The organism is Kitasatospora sp. NPDC058063 (assembly GCF_042885395.1).
GTDB lineage: Bacteria > Actinomycetota > Actinomycetes > Streptomycetales > Streptomycetaceae > Kitasatospora > Kitasatospora lactacystinica.
This window is the reverse complement of the sequence record NZ_JBHVSD010000005.1, coordinates 60,148-80,551: the sequence shown is the minus strand read 5'-3', so window position 1 is coordinate 80,551 and position 20,404 is coordinate 60,148. Positions and strand designations below refer to the sequence as shown.

Sequence of the window (20,404 nt, the reverse complement as noted above, 5' to 3'; positions counted from 1 at the left end):
GCGCCCACGTGGCTGTGCACACGTGTTCGCAAATCGGAAGTGTGAGCCGGATCATGACATCGCACAAGATGTACGGCCGAATCTCACGGAACGACGGCTTGGGCGTTTAATCCCCTGCGCGGAACGGGAATCGGGCCCACACACAAGCCCGGATCCACGTCCGCACCCACGCCCACGGCCCCAGGTCCTCCGCCGGGCGGGCGAGGACCTGGGGCCGCAGAGCCGGTCAGGAGGATTACACGGGGAAGGGCCAGGTCGGGCACCACGGCCAGACGATCTGACCGGGGAGCGGCGGGCCCCACGGCGGGCAGGACGGGAGGGGCGCCGGGGTGGACGGGGCGGAGGTCCACAGGACCTTGCCGTTCAGGACGACCGCGATCGCGCCCTCGTTGTAGATGGCCAGCTCGGCGCCCGGGCGGCCGCCCGTCTGGCTGTTCCACAGCGGCGTGTTGGCGGCGGAGTACACGACGAGGTTGCCGTCGCCCTGCATGACCAGCACGTTGCCGTCGGGCATGGCGCCGGGAGCCACCCAGACCGGCTTGTTGTCCCGGTAGAGCACGACGTTGCCATCGCCCTGCATCGCGAACATGACCCGGCCGTCCGGCGAGTACCACGCCTGGTTGCGGGAGATCGCGGTGTTGCCCGGGATGCGGGTGGGCGTGGACAGCGCCGCGACCGCGGCGGGCGCGGCGGCGGGCGCCTGGGCGACCGACGGGGCGGCCGGGGACGGCGCCGCCACGGCGGCGTGGGCGGTCCCGGCGGTGAGGGTGGCGAACCCGACGGCGGCGACGGCCGCCAGGGCGGCGGCCCGGGTGCGGAGAATGGTCATGGCGGGCTTGGGATCCTTCCGAACGGGACGGCGGGCCACGGGGGCCGCCGTTCTGACGGCGCGTCAGCCTGGTCCTGCGCGCCGGGCGCCCAGGCTATGGCGGCCGTCCCGGGAGGCTGCGGCAGATCGACCGGCAGCTTCCCGGCACCCCCTCCGGTCCCGTCCGCCTCCCGCCACCCCTCACGTCCCACCGGCCTCCCGGCCTCTCGCGTGACGACCGGTCGCCGTCACGCGAGGGCCCGGAGGCGGGTCCCGTGGAGCCGCTTCGGGCGGTGCCTCAGACCGCCGGCTTCCGGACGGCGGCCGACTCACCGGTGAGGAGCGCCGTGATCTCCTCGGCGAGGTGCGGGCCGAGCTCGCCCCAGCCCTCCTTGTAGCCGTAGACACCGGCGAGGGTGCGGGCCTCGTAGTCGCCGTTCATGATCTCGAAGTCGTCGGCCGTGATGAGTGCCGGGTGGGCGACGCCGACGGCCGCCGAGACCTTCATCAGCTCCCTGCGCAGGGTGCGCAGGTAGGAGGCGGCCCGGTCGGCCTTCGAGACCGGGTCGATGCCGCGGGCCAGCCACGGGTTCTGGGTGGCGATGCCGGTGGGGCACTTGTCGGTGTGGCACTTCTGTGCCTGGATGCAGCCGATCGACAGCATCGCCTCACGGGCCACGTTGATCATGTCGACGCCCAGGGCGAAGGCGACGGCGGCGTTCTCGGGCAGGCCGAGCTTGCCGGAACCGATGAAGGTCAGCTCGTCGGTCAGCCCCAGCTCGGCGAAGGTGCCGTAGACCCGGGAGAAGCCCATCCGGAACGGCAGCGACACCGAGTCGGCGAACATCCGCGGCGCCGCCCCGGTACCGCCCTCGCCGCCGTCGATCGTCACGAAGTCGACCCCGCGGTCGCCGCGCGCCATCAGCGAGGCCAGCTCCTGCCAGAAGCCCATCTCCCCCACCGCGCTCTTGACCCCGACCGGCAGACCGGTCTCGGTGGCGAGCAGTTCGACGAAGTCGAGCATCGAGTCGACGTCGCCGAACGCGGAGTGCCGCGACGGCGAGGCGCAGTCCTGGCCCTCCGGGATGCCGCGGATCCCGGCGATCTCGGCCGTCACCTTCGCGCCCGGCAGCATCCCGCCCAGCCCCGGCTTGGCGCCCTGGGAGAGCTTGATCTCTATCGCCTTGACGGGCGCGCCGGCGACCACCTCCTTGAGCTTGTCGAGGTTGAAGGTGCCGTCCTCGTTGCGGCAGCCGAAGTACGCCGTGCCGAGCTGGAGGACGAGGTCACCGCCGTTGCGGTGGTACGGCGAGAGGCCGCCCTCCCCCGTGTTGTGCATCGTGCCCGCGAGCGCCGCCCCCTTGTTGAGCGCGGTGACGGCCGCGCCGGAGAGCGATCCGAAGCTCATCGCCGAGATGTTCACCACGCTCGCCGGCCGGAAGGCCTTGGCGCGCCCGCGCGGCCCGCCCAGCACCTTGGCCGAGGGCAGCGGGGCCTGCGGGTCGTGCGCGTCGGGCAGCGTGCCGGCGAAGGTGCGCTGCTTCAGGTAGGCGTGCCCCTGGACGTGCTCGACGTCGACCTCGGTGCCGAACCCGAAGTAGTTGTTCTCCTCCTTCGCCGACGCGTAGATCCACGTGCGCTGGTCACGGCTGAACGGGCGCTCCTCCTCGTTGGAGGTCACGATGTACTGCCGCAGCTCCGGCCCGATCGTCTCCAGCAGGTACCGGGCGTGCCCGACCACCGGGAAGTTCCGGAGCAGCGCGTGCCGCTTCTGCACGAGGTCGCGGGCTGCCAGGAGGGCCACCGCTGTGGCGGCGGCCGCGCCGATCTTCCGGGCTTGCATGGACGTTCCTCCTCGATGTACGGCTCCACCGCCGGGCGGTGGAGCCGTCGTGTCGTACGGGGTGCGGGACGGCGGGGACACGGCCAACCGGGCAGCAGCTCCGTCGAAGAATGCGACACGATGCTAGAAGGCCGCGCCGACCCTCCTGCGACCAGGGGGTATACGACGAGGCCGTCGTGGATCGCGGTCGGGCCGAGGTTCGGGCGCCCGGGAACCCCTCCCCGCCGTGTGCGCGCCTGTACGATCTTCTCACCGGAGCGGCCGGTGAAGCTCCACTTCTCCACCGCTCCAGCGGACTTCACCGGTTCGGCGTTCTCGCCCGGGTCGGGGACGAGCCCCTGAGGAGCAGAGCGGATGACCACTCCCGAGACCTTCGCGGCCTTCTGGTCCTCCCTCGGCACGCTCGCGCCGGCCCCGGTCGGGGCGGCGGCGCCGGGTGGGGGGCCGGCCGTGCCGCCCTGGCTGGCGCAGGTGTCGGAGGCGCTGTTCGAGGGCATGGACGCCGACGCCGCGCGGGCCTGGGCACGCCGTGTGCACCGGGAGCTGGAGCGGCTGAACGGCAGGGTGCCCTTCAGTGTGGTCCACGACTGGTACTGCTCCGCCGTCGGCCCGATGCTGGCCGAGGCGAGCGCACGGCGCGGCGGGTCCGTCGCGCCGCAGCAGGGCGTACTGGCCTTGCACGCGGACGCCCTGGGCGGCGGTCGGGTCGACGAGGGCACCTGGCGCACGGCGCTCGAACCGGAGCTACGGGAACTCTTCCACCACGCATACCCGTACGCCGAGGCCCACGCCGCGGCCGCGGCCGCCGCCGGCTCCTACGCGCTGGCGAACGGCTACGACGCGGCCGAGGCCGCCCAGTACGGCGAGACCTACGCGGAGCTCAACACGACGGCCAACGTGCGGGCCCATGCCGACGCGAACGCCCTGGCCAACGCGGCCGCCGTGGCGGCCGCGTACGCGGCGGCGGACCCGGCCGCCTACGCCGCGACCTGGCCGTCCGCCCGGGTCCGCGCGGTGGTGCTGGTGCACGCCGACCGGCGGGACGAGCGCGGCGAGCGCGCCACCTGGGCGCGGCTGGCCGACGGCCTCGCCGCCTGCCTGGCCCGCGCGGAAGCCGCCTGACCCGGACCAGAGCACCCGGGGTCCGGGCTCAGGTCCGGGTGCGGACCGGCTCAGCCCTTGAGCGGCCCGCCGTTGATCGCGACCCGGCGACCGTAGCGGGTGTGCGGGTGGTAGTCGTACGTGGCGTGGTGCTGGACGCAGCGGTTGTCCCAGAACACCAGCGTGTTGGGGCTCCAGCGGATGCGGCAGCTCAGCAGGGGCCGCTGGGCGGGCAGCGCGCAGAGCAGGTCGAGCAGGGCCCGGCTCTCGTCGGGCGACAGCTGGGGGATGCGCGCGGTGTACGCCTTGTTGACGTAGAGGACCCTGCGGTCCGTGTCGGGGTGCCGCACCACCAGGGGGTGTTCGCTCTTGGGAATCACGTACCCCTCGGGCGGGGTGTAGCCCTGGAAGGCGACGAGGCCGTCGTGGATCGCGGTCAGGCCGTCGAGCAGCTCGCGCATCGTCGGGGACAGCATCTCGTACGCCAGGTGCATGTTGGCGAACAGGGTGTCGCCGCCGCTGCCCGGTTCCGGCACGCGGGTGATGTGGAGCATCGACCCGAGCGAGGGTTCGGCGTCGGCGGTGCCGTCGGCGTGCCAGCCGTTGCCGGCGACGTTGTCCGCCTCGGCGCCGGTGCTGATCTCCAGGATGTACGGATCCGCGTCGACCGGGGGCGGGTTGACCGGGCGCAGCTCGCCGAAGTGCCCGGCGAAGCGCTTGTGGTCCTCGTCCGTCAGCTCCTGGTCGCGGAACACGAGGACGTGGTGGTCGAGGAACGCCTGCTTCAGCTCCGCCAGTTGATCGTCCGCCAGCTCCTTCGAGAGGTCGACGCCGGAGACCTCGGCGCCGATCACCGGAGTGACCGGGGCGACCGTGACGGTCCGGTACTCCCTGGCGGGCCTGGTGGTGACGGCCCTGACCGCGTCCAGCTCGTACTGCTCCATGACCTGCTCCTGTGGTGGGGGGATTCGGTGTCGTCACAGCCCGCGTGCCAGCAGGTCCGCGAGGACCAGCCGGCCGAAGGCCAGGTTGCCGTGGATGGAGTCGTCGGCCTCGCACAGCTCGGGGCGCTGGAAGCCGTCCGGTCCGGTGGTGCGGGACCGGAGGTCGACGAGCTCGACGCCGAGCGCGTCGAGCGCGCTCCGGACCGTTTCCTGCGCGGCCGTGAACACCACCGGGTCGGACTGCTCCGGTACGCGCTGCGGCGGCAGCACGGCCAGCACCCGCAGGCCGAGGCCGAGCGCGTGGCGGTAGAAGGCCAGCGCGTCTCGGACGGTGGCGCGGACGACGGCGTCGAACAGCGGACCGGAGAGGAAGCCCGAGGCGAAGCCGCCGTCGCGGTCACGGTGGAGGTGCCAGTTCTCGCGGGTGGCGACGAAGTGCGCGCTGAGGCCGAAGGTGGACACCAGGGGGACCGTGAGGTGCCCGAGGCCGTCCGCGTCCATGCCGGCCAGGAAGCTGCGGTAGTGGGCGTCGGCCTCGGCCTTGTGGAACACCACGTCGTGCTCGCGCGGCGCGAAGAAGTCGTCGGTGAACTCGCGCCCGGCACCGATCGGGCCGCCCTGGAAGGGGATCCGGGCGGCCTTCGCGGCTCGTCCGATCGGGCCGGCGTGCGAGTCTCCGAGCAGCAGGAACCTAGCGGGGGCGGTAGTAGTCGAGGACGGCGTCGTCACAGGTGTCCACCCCCTTCGGTCCCGCGGCCGGCGTACCGGTCCGGACCGGTCGCGGATCCGCCGAGGGCCGCGACAGCCCGGCCATGAAGTGGCGCATGACGAAGTCGACGCCCTCGGAGGTCACTTCACGCAGGTTCGGCGCGTAGAACCTGCTCCGGAACGGGAGGCCGGTGATGAGTTCGTACGACGGGAAGTAGTCGACGTCGTCGAGGTCCTCGGTCAGCTGCCCGGCCACCGTCCGCAGCAGCGACTTGGAGTGGGTGTTGGCGGTGAGCGCGTGGCCGCCGGTCGCGGTCGCGGTCAGCGGAACCGGTGAGACGGTCAGCAGGACCCGCAGCCGCGGATTGGCCTCCCGGGCCAGTGCCACGGCGTCCGTCAGGTCGCGGCGGACCTCGTCGAAGGTGAACCGGTGGAGGACGTGGCGGTCCGGGTCGAAGGTGCCGCGCACGGTACCGGGGCAGGACGGCAGGACGGTGCCGTCGGCGCGGTCCCGCCACGCCTCGGTCAGGCCCAGGGTGAAGACCAGGCAGCCGGCCTCCGTGACGGCCTCGCGGATGGCGGCGAGGGTCGTCCCCCGGGCCGCCAGCATCTCCTCGGCCGAGGCGTGGCCGCCGGGTTCGACGGACGGACGGCAGGGGTCGTGGTACCTGCCGTCGTCCAGCCACGCCCCGGTGGGCGGGGTCGTGCGGCCGAAGGCCCAGGAGAGCCACTGCCGGAGCACGGCGGCGGTGTAGATGTTCCCGGTGCGGAACGAGAACACCCCGTAGTGGCGGGCCCTGCGCTCCTGCTCGGTCAGCCCCGGCGGGGCCGGCTCCGCGTCGCACCAGTTCATGCCCCGCTCCAGCAGGGCACGGCCGATGTGCGCGGCGAAGCAGGACCCCGCGGTGAGGATCGGCTCGTCCTGCCCGATCGCGAACGCGGGCGTCCAGAGGTCGTCGATGGCGAGCGGGTCCGGCTCGGCCACGGCGGAGCGCCAGAACGAGCGCGCCGGTAGCGCCTGGTAGGGGTTCACGGGGGATGGTCTCCGATGGTCGAACGGCGGCGGTCGAAGGAGGCGCGGGTGCGGGGAGCGCGCCGGATCACGCCCGGGGGCGGTCGACGCCGTCCCCGGGCGGGTCGTCCGACGCCTCGGCGATCGCCGCCGCCACCGCGTGCACATGGGGCGGGCGGACGATGCCGTAGTGCGTCGTGTCGAGCCGGTGCCAGGTGCTGGGTTCCGGGAGGTACGGGCGCCACAGCTCCCGCTGCCGTTCCGGCGACCCCGCCCACGGCAGCCCCTCCACCGGCCGCCCGGCCAGCCACAGCCGGCTGGGCGTGGCGCTCAGCATCGGCATCCGGTAGTCGGCCATGCTCCGCAGGTTGGCCCGGCAGCACCGGACCAGACGTTCGGCGTAGCCGTGGGCCTCGGGACCGGCCGGCACCGACCCGCCCTGGCCGAGCTCGTGCGTGAACACCGCCTGGAGCTGCGCGTCGTCGTACTCCTGGAAGAGCCCGCCTGAACCGGGCGGCGGCGGGTCGATCAGGTGGACGCCGTGGACCGGCCGGCCGATCGCCTCCGCCTCCGCGGCCATCCCCATCACCGCCCAGGCACCGAAGGACCAACCGGCCAGGTGCAGCCTCCGGGTGCCGTCCGCGAAGCGTGCCCGCAGGGCGGCGGCGTAGCGGCGGGCCCGCTCGGACAGTGTCCAGTCCGCGGTCCCGGGCCGTTCCAGCGCGGGGTCGGCGATCAGGCAGACGGTCGGCCGGGGGCCCAGTGCCGACACCAGGGACCGGTAGGCCTGGATGTCGCCGCCGACCGGGTGCACCAGGCACAGCACGTCGGTTCCGGTGCCCTGCTGCCAGATCTCCGGAACCACGCTCTCCGTGCCGACGGCCCTGGCCGGTGTCGCCTCGGACAACCGGGTGAGGATTTCGGTGAGGGAGACCCGGTGGCTGAACCGTGACAGTTCCAGCTCGACATCGAAGTGACGTTTCACCAGGCCGATCAGGTCGAGCAGGGTCAGCGAGTCGACGCCCAGGTCGTAGAGCGAGGCGTCGGGATCGATGCGGTCGAGATCCAGCCAGTCGCACAGCCGGTCGTGGAGCAGGGCGGCCGCGCTGTCGTCGGCCGCATGGGCCGCGTCAGCCGTTGCGGCCGTAGCGGCCCCCATGGTGCCTCCGGCGGACACCGGCGCGGTCCCGGTGGGCAGGGCAGGAGCGGGCGGCACGAGGGCCCCGGCGCCGGGCGCCGAGTAGAACGCGCGGGACGCGTGGAGGTCGGTGGTGGAGACCAGCACCTGCGGCAGCTGCAGTCCCATGGTCCGCGCGAACACCCGCTTGCCCTCGGCCACCGTCAGCCCGACCGACAGGTGCGCCCGGTGGCGTGCGTCGGCCCGCGGCGCGCGCAGCGCCATGCCGGCCTCGCTCCACACGTCCCAGTTCACGCCGAGCCGGACCGTGGTCCCGGCGTCACCGGACGACCGGTACTGGGCGAAGCCGTCGAGCAGGCTGTTGGCGGCCGCGTAGTCGAACTGGCCGACGCCGCCGAGCTCCGCGGACATCGACGAGCAGTACACCGCCACCGACGGCCGGTAGCGCTCGATCACCTGCTCGACCAGCAGGGCACCCTGCAGCTTGGCGGCGGACGCCCGCCCCATCGCCGCGGCGTCGCGCCGGGCGATCATGCCGCCGCTCGCCGCCCCGACGGCGTGGATCACGCTGTCGAGACGGTCGGTGCGACGACCGATACGGGCCATCACCTCCTCGGGCGCCGACTCCGCGAGATCGGCTTCGACCAGCTCGACCCGGTCGGCCCAGGGCATCAGCTCCTCCGGCAGCCGAGGACTCCTGGCCAGCAGCAGGACCCGGGCGCCGCCGTTCTCCAGCAGCCAGGCGGCGATGCTGCGGCCGATCCCGCCGGTGCCGCCCAGCACCAGGTGCACGCCTCCGGAGGGCAGCCCGACGGGGCCCGGGCCGGCCGTGGACACCGGCAGCGTGACCTGTTCCCACCAGTGGCCCTGGCGCAGCGCCAGCCGGCGCGGAAGGGCGGCCGCGGCCGCCGGGGTCGCGGCCTCGGTCAGCAGTGCCGCCAGCGGTACGGCCCAGTGGGCGGGGTCCGCACCGGGGACGTCGACCCAGTGGCCCGCCCCGGCCTCCTCCTGGGGCGCCACCTCGGCGGCACCGGCCAGCAGGCCCCCCTCCGGCCGCTCCACCGGGCCGTCCACCGGCCTCGCCCGGTACGACAGCCACCACGGCCTCAGCCGCAGTGGCCCGGCGGCGTCGGCCACGGCCCGCAGCAGTGCGGCCGGCGTGTCCAGACAGGCCCAGCGGGCCCGGGCCAGGCTGTCCCGGCCGACCGGGCCGCCGATCCCCAGCGGCAGCGCGTGCACCCAGTCGATGCCGTCCTCGCCCGCACCCGAACCCGCACCCGAAGCAGTGCTTGAACCCGCACCCGAACCCGTGCCCGAACCCGTTCCCGTACCCGCCAGTGCGTCGAGAAGCCGGCCGAGCGAGGCGGGGTCGGCCGGGTCGACCTCGTAGTCGCCGTCGCCCCGCCGGGCGAACGCCTCGGCGGTCCGGACCCGCACCACCCGGGCGTAGCCGGCCTCGAAGGCGCGGACCGCCTCCGGGGGTGCCGGTCCGTCCGTGAGCAGCACCAGCAGCCGGGAGGTGCGCGAGCCGATCGCCGAGCCCGCTCGGCGCAGCCGCGCCCAGTGCGGCTGGTGCAGCCAGGCGTCCTCCGGAAGGCGCCGCGGAACGTCGGCGGCGGCCGGGCCGGCCGGGTCCGGGGCCGCCGGGACCGGGGCCGCCGTGGCGCGGGGGAAATCGAACTCCGCCAGCTCGAAGGCCGGCGGCGGGAAGTCCCACGGTGCCTGCGCGGGGCCGGCGGGCCAGTCGATCCGCTCGCCGGACAGCCAGGCCGCGGCCGTCGCCTCGGCGGTGAGGCCTTCGCTCGGAACCGGTGCCCCAGTACCGGCCTCCCCCGCTCCCGCTCCCGCGTCCGTGATCCGGCCCGCGCCGCGCAGCCAGGCCACGGCGGCCGAGGCGTCGGGGCAGACCGCTGCCAGGCGTCGGCGGCGTGCGGGACGGCCCGCCTGGAGGTGGCGCAGCACCTGCGGATAGGCGGAGGGCCGGGCCTCCAGGTAGTCGGCGATCCGGGCGGCGTCGGCGCGCAGGCCCGCTTCGCTGCTGCTGGAGAGCAGCAGGCAGGGAGGCGCGGGGGTGCCCGGTGCCGCGTCGCCCACCGTCGGGCCCGCTGTGCCGGTCGTCCCGGGGGCCGGCCGGTCGGCCTCCAGGACCGCGTGGGCGTTGGTGCCGCCGATCCCGAAGCTGCTCACCGCCGCGATCCTGTCCCGGTCCGCGGGCCAGGGCCGGGCCTCGGTGGGGACGTAGAACGGCGTGGGGTCGGCGCCGAGCTGCGGATTGAGGGCGTGGAAGCCGACGTTGGGCGGGATCACGCCGTGGTGGACCGCGAGTGCGGCCCGTACCAGCCCGACCACGCCGGCCGCCGCGCCCAGGTGTCCTATCTGGCTCTTGACCGAGGTCAGCGCGCAGTGGCCGGACCGGTCCAGGTCGAAGGCCTGGCGCAGGGCGCCGACCTCGACCGGGTCGCCGAGCCGGGTGGCGGTGCCGTGGGCCTCGACATAGCCGAGGTCGGCGGCGCCGCGGCCGCTGCGGCGCAGGGCCGCGCGGATCACCTCGCGTTGCCCGGCGAGCGAGGGGGCGCTGTAGCTCAGCTTGTCGGAGCCGTCGTTGTTCAACGCCGTACCGGTGATCAGGGCGTAGACGGTGTCGCCGTCGCGTCGGGCCAGCCGGAGCGGCTTGAGCACCACCGTGCCGACGCCGCTCGCGCCGATGGTGCCGCTCGCGTCGTCGCTGAAGGGCCGGCAGCGACCGTCCACGGAGAAGATGTGCTGCGGCCGGTAGCGGTATCCGCCGGTCAGGGTCGGGTCGACCAGGACTCCGCCCGCCAGCATCACCTCGGCGTCGCCCTGGCGCAGCATCCCGGCGGCGACGTGGACGGCCACCAGCGAACTGGCGCAGGCCGCCTGGGTGGTGAAGGCGGGCCCCGTCAGCCCCAGGTGGTAGGCCGCCTTGGTGGCGAGGAAGTCCTTGTCGTGGTGCAGGGCCAACTGGAAGCCGTCGGGCAGGCGTTCGGGGTCGGCCTCGCGGAGCATGGACTGGAAGTAGGTGCTCTCACCGGCTCCGGCGACCAGGCCGACGCGCGCACCCGACGGGTCGGCGATCCCGGCATGTGCCAGGGCCTCGACACAGCTCATCAGCAGGTGCCGTTGCTGGGGGTCCATCAGCCGGGCCTCCTGCCGGCCGATGCCGAAGTGGTCCGGGTCGAAGTCCAGGGGGCCGTCCAACTGGCTGCGCGCGCCGACCAGGCCGTCGGCGGCGTCGAAGTGCTCGATGCCGGTGCCGCCCGTGGTGACCATCCGCCAGAACGCGGCGAGATCGGACGCGCCCGGAAGCCGTACCGCCATGCCGACGACCGCGATCGGCTCGTCCAGGGCGATCGGGCCGGCGGCGGCGATCCGCCCGGCGGCTTCGGCCGGTGCCCCGGCAGCGGTGGCGGCACGTGGGGATCCGCCGTCCGCGGCCGTTGCCGACCGGTCCAGGAAGTCGGCCAGCGCCCGTACGGTGACGTGCTCGAACAGATCGGCGACGGTGAAGCGCAGGCCCGCTTCGGTGGTGCAGCGCAGCTGGAAGCGCATCAGGCCCAGGCTGGAGGCCCCGGCGTCGAAGAAGGTCTGCCCCGGGTCGATCGCCAGGCCGGTGACGGCCTCGAACGCCTCGGTCAGCAGGGCCTCGCGCGCCGACAGACCGGCGGCGCGGCCCGTCGGACGGCGCAGGTCCCGCCCGGCGGAGCGCAGCGCGCCCCGACGGTCCAGCTTGCCGCTGGGGGTCCTGGGCAGCTCCCTCACCACCCGGAAGCGGGCGATCCGGACGTGACCGGGCAGCATCGGCGCCAGGTGCGCGGTGAGCTCCTCGACCGTGGGCGCCTCCCCGCGGCATTGCAGGCAGGCCACCAGTTCCTCGCCGTCGCGGACCACCACGGCGTTGACGACGGCCGGGTGCCGCAGCAGGGCCGCCTCGACCTGTCCCGGCTCCAGCCGGTGTCCGCTCAGCTTGATCTGGTCGTCGTCCCGGCCCAGGAAGTGCAGCCGGCCCTGCCGGTCGAAGCGGGCCCGGTCGCCGCTGCGGTAGCACAGGCCGAGGCCGGGCAGCTCGACGAAGCGCGCGTCGTTGAGCGCCGGGTCTCCCAGGTAGCAGCGCGCCGCCATGGTGCCGCCGATCAGCAGGGTGCCGGCGCGGCCGGGGGGAACGGGCTCGTCGGCCTCGTCGACCACCGTGAGCAGCGCGTTGGCCACCGGTCGGCCGATGGCGGGACGCTCCGGCCACAGGGCCGGATCGCCGTCCAGGCAGTGGCTGCTCACCACGTGCGTCTCGGTCGGGCCGTAGTGGTTGAACAGCCGGGCGCCCGGCAGGCCCGCGAACCAGCGGCGGATCGCCTCGGTGCACACCAGCTGCTCGCCGGCGGTGACCACCTCCCGCAGCCGCGAGGGGTAGCGGCCCAGGTGAACGCCGTGCTCGGCGAGGAGCTGGAGTGCCACGTAGGGCATGAAGACGCGCTCCGCACCGGCCGTCTCCAGCTGCTCCAGCAGCGCGGGGGCGTCCTGCCGCCAGCCGGGCCGGACCAGGTGCAGGCAGCCGCCGGCGCACAGCGTCCCGAAGACCTCCTGGAAGGACACGTCGAAGGAGAGCATGGAGAACTGCTGGGTGGCCGCCGGGGCCGCCAGTCCTCCCGACTCCGCCTGCCACTGCAGCAGGTTGCACAGGGTGCGGTCGGACACCTGCACGCCCTTGGGGACACCGGTGGAGCCCGAGGTGAACAGGGTGTAGAGCGGTCGGGCCCCGCGGTGCGCCGGGCCGGCGGGTACGGCGGGTACGGCGGGTGCGGCGGGTGCGGCGGGTGCGGTGTCGGGCGCGGCGGGTACGGCAGGCCCGGCGGGTGACAGCACCACCGGGTGGCGCGCGACGCGGCCCGGGTCGACCGCGTCGAACTCCGGGTCACCGCCCGGGGGCAGCAGCACGCACAGCGGCGCCACCTGGTCCAGCACCTGGCGGCGCAGGGCCGGTGGATAGGACGGGTCGAGCGGCACGATGGTCACGTTGAGCCTGGCCAGCGCCAGCAGCGCCACCACGTGCTCGACCGACGGCCCCAGGTGCAGTGCGACGCAGCACGGACGGTCGTCCCCGTCCGGCAGCGGGTGGTCGGCCCGCAGTTCGGCGGCGAGCGCCGCCGCGTGGGCGTCCAGTTCGGCGTAGCTCACCGGTCGGCCGTCGGACATCAGGGCCGGTGCGTCGGGTGTGCGGGCGACCTGCCGGGCGAAGCCCTCGGCCACCGTCGTCCAGGCCGGAACCGCCGGGGCGCCACGACCGGGTTGCGGCAGTCCGCGGCGGTAGGGTGCCGCCAGCTCGGCCGGGGTCGCCGTCCCGCCGTCGGCGAGCAGGTCCAGACCCCGCCGGAACAGGCCCGCCATCGCCGCCGCCTCGGCGGCGTCGAAGCGGTCGTCGGCGTACTCCCACAGGCAGTCGAGACCGCCCTCGTGCTCGACCACGGACAGCGTCATCGGGCACTTGGCCTCGGCCGGGGCCCACCACAGCGGGCGGGCGGCGCAGCCGGGCAGGGCCAGCGCACCGAAGTCGGTGTTCTCCAGGACGAACAGGTAGTCGAACGGGGAGTCGCCCCCGGCCGGCGCCCGGTCGGCCAGGACGTCGGCCAGCGCCACGTCCTGGCGGTCCAGCACCCGGCGGGCTTCGGCGCCCTGGCGCAGCAGTTGGCCGCGCAGCTCCTCGCGGGGTGCGACGGCCTGCGGCAGCAGCACGGTGTTGGCGAACATGCCGACGCTGCCCTCGAACTCCTGGACCGGCCGGTTGGCCACCGGTGCGGCGATCCGCGGCCTGGTCGCGCCGGTCACCCCGTACAGGCTCCAGGCGAAGACGCCGAGCAGCAACTCGAAGCGGGTCATGCCCAGTTCGGCGCAGATCCGGTCCACGGCGGCGCGCCGCACGACGTCCAGCGAGGTGTGCAGCAGGCCGGCCCGGGAGAAGGGCGGAGCTCCGGCCGGGTCACCGGGGTCGTGGTCCACCGCCTCCTCCGACCGGGCGTAGTGGGCCCGCAGTTCGGCGCGCTGGGCCAGGTAGGCGGGGCCGGCGAACCAGTCGGCCTGCCAGGCGGCGTAGTCCAGCGGGGTGGGCACCGGGGCGGTGTCCGTCCGCCGCGGGGCCTCGGCGGCGCCGCCGAGGGCGTGCCGGTAGCCGGACGACAGGTCGTTCAGCAGGACGTTGAGCGACCAGCCGTCGACCGCGATGTGGTGCAGGTGGAGCAGCAGCACCCCTCCCCCGTCCTGCGGCAGCCAGCAGGCGCGCAGCATCCGGGGGCGGGCCAGGTCGAACGGCACGGCGAAGAAACGTTCCGCCACGGCGCGCGCACCGTCCTCGCCGCCGATGCCGACCACCCCCGGGCCGGGTTCGGCCCGCAGTCCGGGTTCGGTCCACGAGTCGGGTTCGGTCCACGGGTCGTACGGGTCCCCGACCAGCTGGCGCAGGCCCTCGGGCGCGGCCTCGAAGGCGGTGCGCAGGGCCGCGTGGAGCCGCACCAGTTCCCGCAGCGAGCCGCGCAACGCGTCGGAGTCGACCGGGCCGTCCAGGCGGAAGGCCAGTTCCACCGCGTAGGCCCGGGAGCTCGGCGCCCGCTGCTGCAGCAGCCACAGGCGCTGCTGCTCGCTGGTGGCGGACGCCGAGCGTGCCCGGGTGGGCGCGGGCGGCACCGGGTACGGCGAGTCGGCGGCTCCGGCCTCCGCCACCGCCACCGCCACCGCCCGGGCGATCCCCGCCACGTCCCCGGTCAGCACGCAGGCCTGGGGCAGTTCGCAGCCCCAGCGCCGGCGCACCTCGAAGCGCAGCCGCAGCGCCTTGAGCGAGTCGCCGCCGGAGGCGATCCAGCGGTCGTCCAGCCGCAGGTCCGGCACCCCGAGCACCTCGGCCGCCAGGGCCAGCACCTCGCGCTGCCGCGCGGTGACGACCGCGCCGCCCGGCCGGTCGCCCTCCGGGCCGCGCCAGGGCCGGTCGTTCCGGCGCAGCAGGGCGGCCCGGTCGACCTTGCCGTTGGCGTTCAGCGGGAGCGCGTCCACCCGGTGGATGTGATGGGGCCTCATGTATCCCGGCAGCCCGGCCGCCAGATGGCGGTCGAACTCCTCGAACGGGACCTCCTCCCCGAGCACGACGTACGCCAGCAGCTCGTTCGGGCCGTCCTCCCCGAGCCTGCGGGTGCACACGTACGCCTGCCGCACCGCCGGATGCGTGACGATCTGCCGCTCCAGCTCGCCGGGCTCGATCCGGAAGCCGCGGACCTTCACCTGGCGGTCGGCGCGCCCGACGTACTCGATCAGGCCGTCGGCGTCGGCGCGCACGAGGTCGCCGGTGCGGTAGTACGTGGTGCGGCCGTCGTCGTACCAGGGCAGCCGGACGAACCGGCGCTCCGTCTCCTCGGGCAGCTCGCGGTAGCCGGCCGCGAGACCGGCGCCGGACAGATGGAGTTCGGCCACCTCCCCGGGCGCCGCGAGCCGGTCGCCGTCCGGGGCCACCAGCACGGCCCCCGTCCCCGGCAGCACCCGTCCGATCGGCACCAGGTCCCCGTCGAAGTCGCGCGGGATCGGGTGGCACAGCGCGAAGGTGGTGGTCTCGGTGGGGCCGTAGACGTTGTGCAGCCAGGTGGGGGCCGCCGCGTTGTGCCGGTACCAGCGGCGGATCAGCCGGGCGTTGAGCTGCTCGCCGCCGACCAGCAGCTGTCCGACCCCGGCGAAGCAGGACGGCTCCGTGTCCACCACCGCGTTGAACAGCGCCACCGTGACGAAGGCCGTGTCGATGCGCTCCCGCAACAGGGCGGCGGCCAGCCGGTGCGGCGTCTGGACGGCCTCGTCACCGAGGACGACGCAGCAGCCGCCGGTCAGCAGCGGCACCCAGACCTCGAAACTCAAGGCGTCGAACGCCGGATTGGACAGGCAGGAGTAGCGGGCTCCCCGCTCGATGCGGATGTACCCCGGGCTCGCCAGCCGCAGGATGCCGGCGTCCCGCACCTCGACGCCCTTGGGGCGGCCGGTCGTGCCCGAGGTGTAGAAGAGGAAGGAGACCGGCGCCCCGGTGAAGACCGCCTCCCGGTCGCCCGGTCCGGCCGCCAGCAGCGCCGCCGCCGCCAGCGGGCGCACCCGGCCCGGCAGGTCGTCGGGTGCCGTCCCGCCGTGGACCACGGCCACGCTGGACGAGTCCGTCAGGATGTGGCGTCGGCGTTCCGCCGGGCTCTGCGCGTCCAGCGGGACGACCAGGGCACCGAGCCGAAGGACGCCCAGCATGACGCAGACCAGCTGCCAGGAGCGCGGCAGGCAGACCGCCACCGCCTCACCGGGGCGGACGCCGGCACGGCGCAGCCCGTGGGCCACCGCCGCGGCGGCGGCCTCCAGGCCCGTGTAGTCCAGCCGGACGTCGCCGTCGACCAGCGCGACGGCCCGGGGGGTGCGCAGGGCCTGCTCGTGCACCGCCAGGGCGAGGCCGGTGGCCGTGGGCGTGACGGGGGCTGCGCCCGCGGCGCTCTCGGCGGGCATCAGGCCTCCCCGGCGGACGCGGCGGACACGGCGGACGGCTGTCCGGGTACGGGCGCAGCCGGGGCGGGCGGCGGCGGGAGCGCCGGGTGGCGGTCCAGTTCGGCCGCGATCAGCTCGGCGATCCGGGGCACCGCCGCACTCTCCAGCAGGTCCCAGTGCCCGCCGGCGACCGGCTCGACCAGCAGGCCGCCGCCGGCCCGCCGCTGCCAGAACGCGCGTACGGCACGCGCCAGTTGCTCCTCCTGCTCCCGGTCCGCGTTCCCGGCGGCCGACGCGTCCCCGGCGGCCTCGACCAGCACCAGCCGGGCCGGTGAGGGCGGCGTCCGGTAGTCGCGGGCGGTCATCCGGTTGTGGTTGTAGATGCGGAAGTACCGGTCGATCTGCTCGTCCTCGATCCCCGGGTACATCCCGTTGAACCTGATGAGCTTGTCGCGGAACTCGGCCATCGGCACGGGCTCGATCGAGGCGAGCTGCTCCGTGTCCTCGGTTCCGTGGGTGTCGAGCAGCACCACGCTGAACCGGGTGTGCCCGGCCCGGGCCAGTCGGCGCCCCATCTCGTGGGCGACCAGGCCGCCGTAGGAGAGCCCGCACAGCACCAGCGCCTCGTCCGGACGGGGGTCGACCAGCGCCAGGTACTGCTCCGCCATGGCCTCGACCGTGGGCAGCGGCGTCTCCCCGGGGTTGATCCCGGGCGACTGCACCCCGAGGACGCCGACCCGGTCGGGCAGCGCCGCGGCCAGCGGCAGGTAGCAGAAGGCGGTACCGCCGGCCGGGTGGACGCAGACCACCCGCTGTCGTCCGTCCCCCCGCCGGAACTCGACCAGGTTGCCGTCCGGTGCGCCCGACGCCCCCGCCCGGAGCCGTTCGGCCAGGGCCTCGATGGTCGGGTTCTGCACGAGATCGCGGATCGGCAGGGTCTCGCCGAACTCCTCACGGACGGCCAGGGCGACCTTGATGGCGGATATCGAAGTGCCGCCCAGATCGAAGAAGTTGTCGGATATCCCGATGCCGGGGTGGAGCAGCACCCGCCGCCAGATGGTGTGCAGCGTCATCTCCACGTGGTCCCGAGGGCTCGCCGTGTTGACCCGGGCACGGGTCGCGGAGCGGGCCGCGTCCAGCAGCGCGGCGCGGTCCGGCTTGCCGCTGCGGTTGAGCGGCAGCCGCGGCAGTTCCACGAAGAGCGCGGGGATCATGTAGTCCGGCAGCCGCCGCGCCAGGGCGGCACGCCACTCGTGCGGTCGGCGCGGCTCGGCGTCGCCCCGGCCCAGGCCCGCCACCAGGCGCAGCTCGCCCGCGGCGTCGCGGTCGGCCAGCACCGCCGCCTCCCGCACGCCGGGGAGGGCCAGCAGTGCGGCCTCGATCTCCCCCGGCTCGATCCGGAAGCCGCGCAGTTTGACCTGGTCGTCGCCGCGGCCGAGGTACTGGGCGTTGCCGTCCGGAAGCCAGCGGGCGAGGTCCCCGGTGCGGTACAGGCGTTCACCGGGCAGGAAGGGGTCGTCGACGAAGCGCTCGGCGGTCAGGTCCGGGCGGTGCAGGTAGCCCCGGGCCAGGCTCGCCCCGCCGAGGAAGACCTCGCCGGTCACCCCGGTCGGCACCGGCCGGAGCCGCCGGTCGAGCAGGTAGAGGCGGGTGTTGTCGAGGGGGCGGCCGATCGGGCACGGCCGGTCCAGCGGCCGCGGGTCAGTGTAGGCGGTGCTGTACAGGGTGGCCTCGGTGGGCCCGTAGCCGTAGCAGACGCGCAGGCCGGGCAGCGCCTGCTGAAGGCGGTGCAGCGCCTTCTCCGGGAGGGACTCCACCCCGGTCAGCAGTTGACGGAGCACCAGCCCGTCCAGGCGCGCCTCGGGGTCCTCGTCGATCCACGTGACGTAGGACGGCGGCAGGAAGGCCTGCACGACGCGGTGCTCGCGCATCCAGCCCAGCAGTTCCTCCGGGTCGCCGCGCAGCTCGTCGGGGACCAGGTGCAGCACGGCGCCGGTGGTGAGCGGCATCAGCAACTCGTGCACCGAGGCGTCGAATCCGATGCTCGACCAGGCGGAGGCCGCCTCGCCGGGGGTGGCCCCGAAGCGCGCCAGCCAGGTGTCGAAGAGGTTGAGGACGCTGCCGTGGGTCACCGCCACGCCCTTGGGGCGGCCGGTGGAGCCGGAGGTGTGGATGACATAGGCGAGCTGCGACGGCCGGACGGTGATCTCCGGCGCGTCGTCGCGCTCCGCCTCGGCCTCGACCGCCCGCACCGGCTGCCAGTCCCCGGGCGGCACGTCGGCGTCGCTGAGCACCAGGGCCGGCGCCGCGTCCTCGACCATCGCGGCCAGCCGCTCGACCGGCTGACCCGGGTCCAGCGGCAGGTAGGCGGCGCCCGCCTTGAGGATGCCGAGGACGCCCACCACCAGCTCGGTCGAGCGCCCGGAGTGCAGGCCGACCACCTGGTCCGGGCCGAGGCCTCGGGCGATCAGCGCGTGCGCCAGCCGGTTGGCGCGGCGGTCGAGCGCGGCGTAGTCGAGCCGCTCCCCCTCCCGGACCAGGGCCGGACCGGTGGGGCGGGTCCGGACCTGGGCCTGGAAGCGCTCGACCAACCCGGCCGGGGCGGCAGCGGCGGGCGTCGCCGGCCCGTGGTCGCGGTCGTCCCGGTGGGTGCCCTCGCCGTGGTGATCCCGGTGGGTGCCCTCGCCTCGGTCGTCCCGGTGGGCGGCGCGGTCGGCGCCACTCCACTCCGACAGCACCCGGCGGCGCTCCTCCTCGTCCATCAGCTCCAGCTCGTCCACGCCCAGGTCGGGCCGGTCGACCAGCTGGGCCAGCACGCGGAGCAGATAGCCCGCGTAGCGCTCGGCCGTCGGGTGGTCGAACAGCGCGACGGCGTAGTCCAGATGGCCGACCACCCGGCCGTCGTCCTCCTCCGCCAGCGACAGGGCCAGGTCGAACTTGGCCCCGGCGTACGGGATGCCGAGCGGCTCGACCTCGATCCCGGGCAGGTCCAGCAGGCCCTTCCGGGAGGGCTGCCAGGCGACCATGGTCTGGAACAGCGGGGTGTGGGCGGTGCTGCGCGGCGGGTTGATCAGCTCCACGACCCGCTCGAACGGCAGGTCCTGGTGCTTCAGGGCGGCCCGCAGCGACCCGCGCACCTGTTTCAGCACGGCCGACCCGGTCGGCGAGTCCGCCAGATCGACCCGCACGGCCAGGGAGTTGACGAAGAATCCGATCAGGTCGGAGAAGGTGCCGCGGCGGCGGTTCGCCGTCGGGACGCCGACGACGATGTCGCTCTGGCCGGTCAGCCGCGACAGCACCACGGACCAGCCGGCCAGCACGGCCGTGAACAGGGTTCCGCCCTGCCGGCGCGCGAGCGACGTGAGGGCGGTGCCGAGTTCCCCGTCGATGGAGAGCGGCACCCGGCCGCCGCGGTGGTCCTGCTCCGGCGGTCGGGGGCGGTCGGTGGGCAGTTCGAGCAGGGCCGGGGCGCCGGCGAGGGCTTCCCTCCAGTGGGCGGCCTGCACCGCCGGTTCGTCCCCGGACGCCCACTCCCGCTGCCAACGGGTGTAGTCGGCGTACTGCAGGGCCAGCGGCGGCAGCGGGGAGTGCGCGGCGCCGGCACGGAAGGCCGTGTACAGCGTGCCGAGTTCGCGCAGCATCACGGTCATCGACCAGCCGTCGAAGACCGCGTGGTGCAGGGTCAGCAGCAGCACGTGGTGCCGCTCGGCCAGGACGATCAGGCGCCCGCGCGCCAGCGGGCCGCGGCTCAGGTCGAAGGGCGTGTCGGACTCCGCGCGCTGCAGGGCGGTGACGCGCGCCCCGGCGTCCGGGAGCCCGGTCAGGTCGTCCACCGCGAGGGTGTAGCCGGAGTCGGGGGGACCGATCAGCTGGTGGAGACCGTCTCCGCCGGCGACCAGCCGGGTGCGCAGCACCTCGTGACGGGAGACCAGTTCGTCGAGCGCGCGGGCGAGCACCGCCCGGTCGAGGGTTCCGCGCAGGGTGAAGGCCAGGGTCTCGTTGTACGCGGCGTTGGCGCCGTCCAGCTGGGACAGCGCCCAGAGCCGCTGCTGTCCCGGCGCGGGCTCCGGGAGCCGGACCCCGGCCGCCGCCGGGGTGTCGGCCCCGCGCGCGGGACGCGTGTCCGCCTGGTCGGTGGTGGTGCCGTGGGGCTCGTACGTCTCCGACAAGGCCAGACCTTTCCTGGGGGAGGGTCGTTGCGGGGGTCGACGGCGCGGTGGCGGTGCGTGGGGGGAGCGGCCGGTGACCCCGGTGGTGCGGATCGGATCGCCTGGACCGGGGCCCCGATCGGATCGCTCGAATCGCTCGGATCGCTTCGAACGCGCGCGGAACCCCGGGGTGACGGACGGTC

8 protein-coding genes are annotated in these 20,404 nt (G+C 74.7%); 1 reads left to right on the top strand and 7 read right to left on the bottom strand.

Translation table 11 applies throughout. From position 1 onward, the window contains the following. Positions 1–235 precede the first annotated feature (235 nt). Both ACFVUY_RS10275 and ACFVUY_RS10270 read right to left on the bottom strand, forming a co-directional pair. The gene (locus ACFVUY_RS10275; protein ID WP_387728870.1) at positions 236–829 is read right to left on the bottom strand and encodes a hypothetical protein; all 594 of its coding nucleotides are present in this window, start codon (positions 827–829) and stop codon (positions 236–238) included. 277 nt (positions 830–1,106) lie between these two features. Beyond that, entirely contained in the window at positions 1,107–2,651 is a 1,545-nt protein-coding gene (locus ACFVUY_RS10270) for an FMN-binding glutamate synthase family protein (protein ID WP_387728867.1), read from the bottom strand. A gap of 354 nt (positions 2,652–3,005) precedes the next feature. Here ACFVUY_RS10270 and ACFVUY_RS10265 point away from each other — a divergent pair, with 354 nt between their 5' ends. Beyond that, complete coding sequence (locus ACFVUY_RS10265) at positions 3,006–3,773, top strand: SpcZ (RefSeq protein WP_387728864.1); 768 nt, start codon at positions 3,006–3,008, stop codon at positions 3,771–3,773. Positions 3,774–3,823: 50 nt separating this feature from the next. On the opposite strand, the gene ACFVUY_RS10260 is transcribed toward ACFVUY_RS10265, so the two are convergent. The 5 genes from ACFVUY_RS10260 to ACFVUY_RS10240 all read right to left on the bottom strand — a co-directional run bounded on the left by ACFVUY_RS10260 (position 3,824) and on the right by ACFVUY_RS10240 (position 20,228). Then, positions 3,824–4,696 (bottom strand): TauD/TfdA dioxygenase family protein, encoded by an 873-nt coding sequence (locus tag ACFVUY_RS10260; RefSeq protein WP_387728861.1) that lies wholly within the window; start codon positions 4,694–4,696, stop codon positions 3,824–3,826. A 33-nt stretch (positions 4,697–4,729) separates the two neighbouring features. Then, on the bottom strand, positions 4,730–5,425 hold the full coding sequence (locus tag ACFVUY_RS10255) for a hypothetical protein (protein WP_387728859.1): 696 nt from the start codon (positions 5,423–5,425) through the stop codon (positions 4,730–4,732). Beyond that, positions 5,388–6,437: a GSCFA domain-containing protein gene (locus tag ACFVUY_RS10250; protein WP_387728857.1), complete on the bottom strand. Its 1,050-nt coding sequence runs from the start codon at positions 6,435–6,437 to the stop codon at positions 5,388–5,390. The genes ACFVUY_RS10255 and ACFVUY_RS10250 overlap by 38 nt, the downstream gene beginning before the upstream one ends. 67 nt (positions 6,438–6,504) lie before the next feature. After that, on the bottom strand, positions 6,505–16,074 hold the full coding sequence (locus ACFVUY_RS10245) for an amino acid adenylation domain-containing protein (RefSeq protein WP_387728854.1): 9,570 nt from the start codon (positions 16,072–16,074) through the stop codon (positions 6,505–6,507). Further along, positions 16,074–20,228 (bottom strand): amino acid adenylation domain-containing protein, encoded by a 4,155-nt coding sequence (locus tag ACFVUY_RS10240; protein ID WP_387729372.1) that lies wholly within the window; start codon positions 20,226–20,228, stop codon positions 16,074–16,076. Before ACFVUY_RS10240 ends, ACFVUY_RS10245 begins: the two co-directional genes overlap by 1 nt. Between the last annotated feature and the right edge of the window lie 176 nt (positions 20,229–20,404).

Bases quoted from the DNA above. Each gene is read 5' to 3' on its own strand.
- ACFVUY_RS10270 (WP_387728867.1), bottom strand. From the start codon at position 2,651: ATGCAAGCCCGGAAGATCGGCGCGGCCGCCGCCACAGCGGTGGCCCTC.
- ACFVUY_RS10275 (WP_387728870.1), bottom strand. From the start codon at position 829: ATGACCATTCTCCGCACCCGGGCCGCCGCCCTGGCGGCCGTCGCCGCC.
- ACFVUY_RS10265 (WP_387728864.1), top strand. From the start codon at position 3,006: ATGACCACTCCCGAGACCTTCGCGGCCTTCTGGTCCTCCCTCGGCACG.
- ACFVUY_RS10245 (WP_387728854.1), bottom strand. From the start codon at position 16,074: ATGCCCGCCGAGAGCGCCGCGGGCGCAGCCCCCGTCACGCCCACGGCC.
- ACFVUY_RS10260 (WP_387728861.1), bottom strand. From the start codon at position 4,696: ATGGAGCAGTACGAGCTGGACGCGGTCAGGGCCGTCACCACCAGGCCC.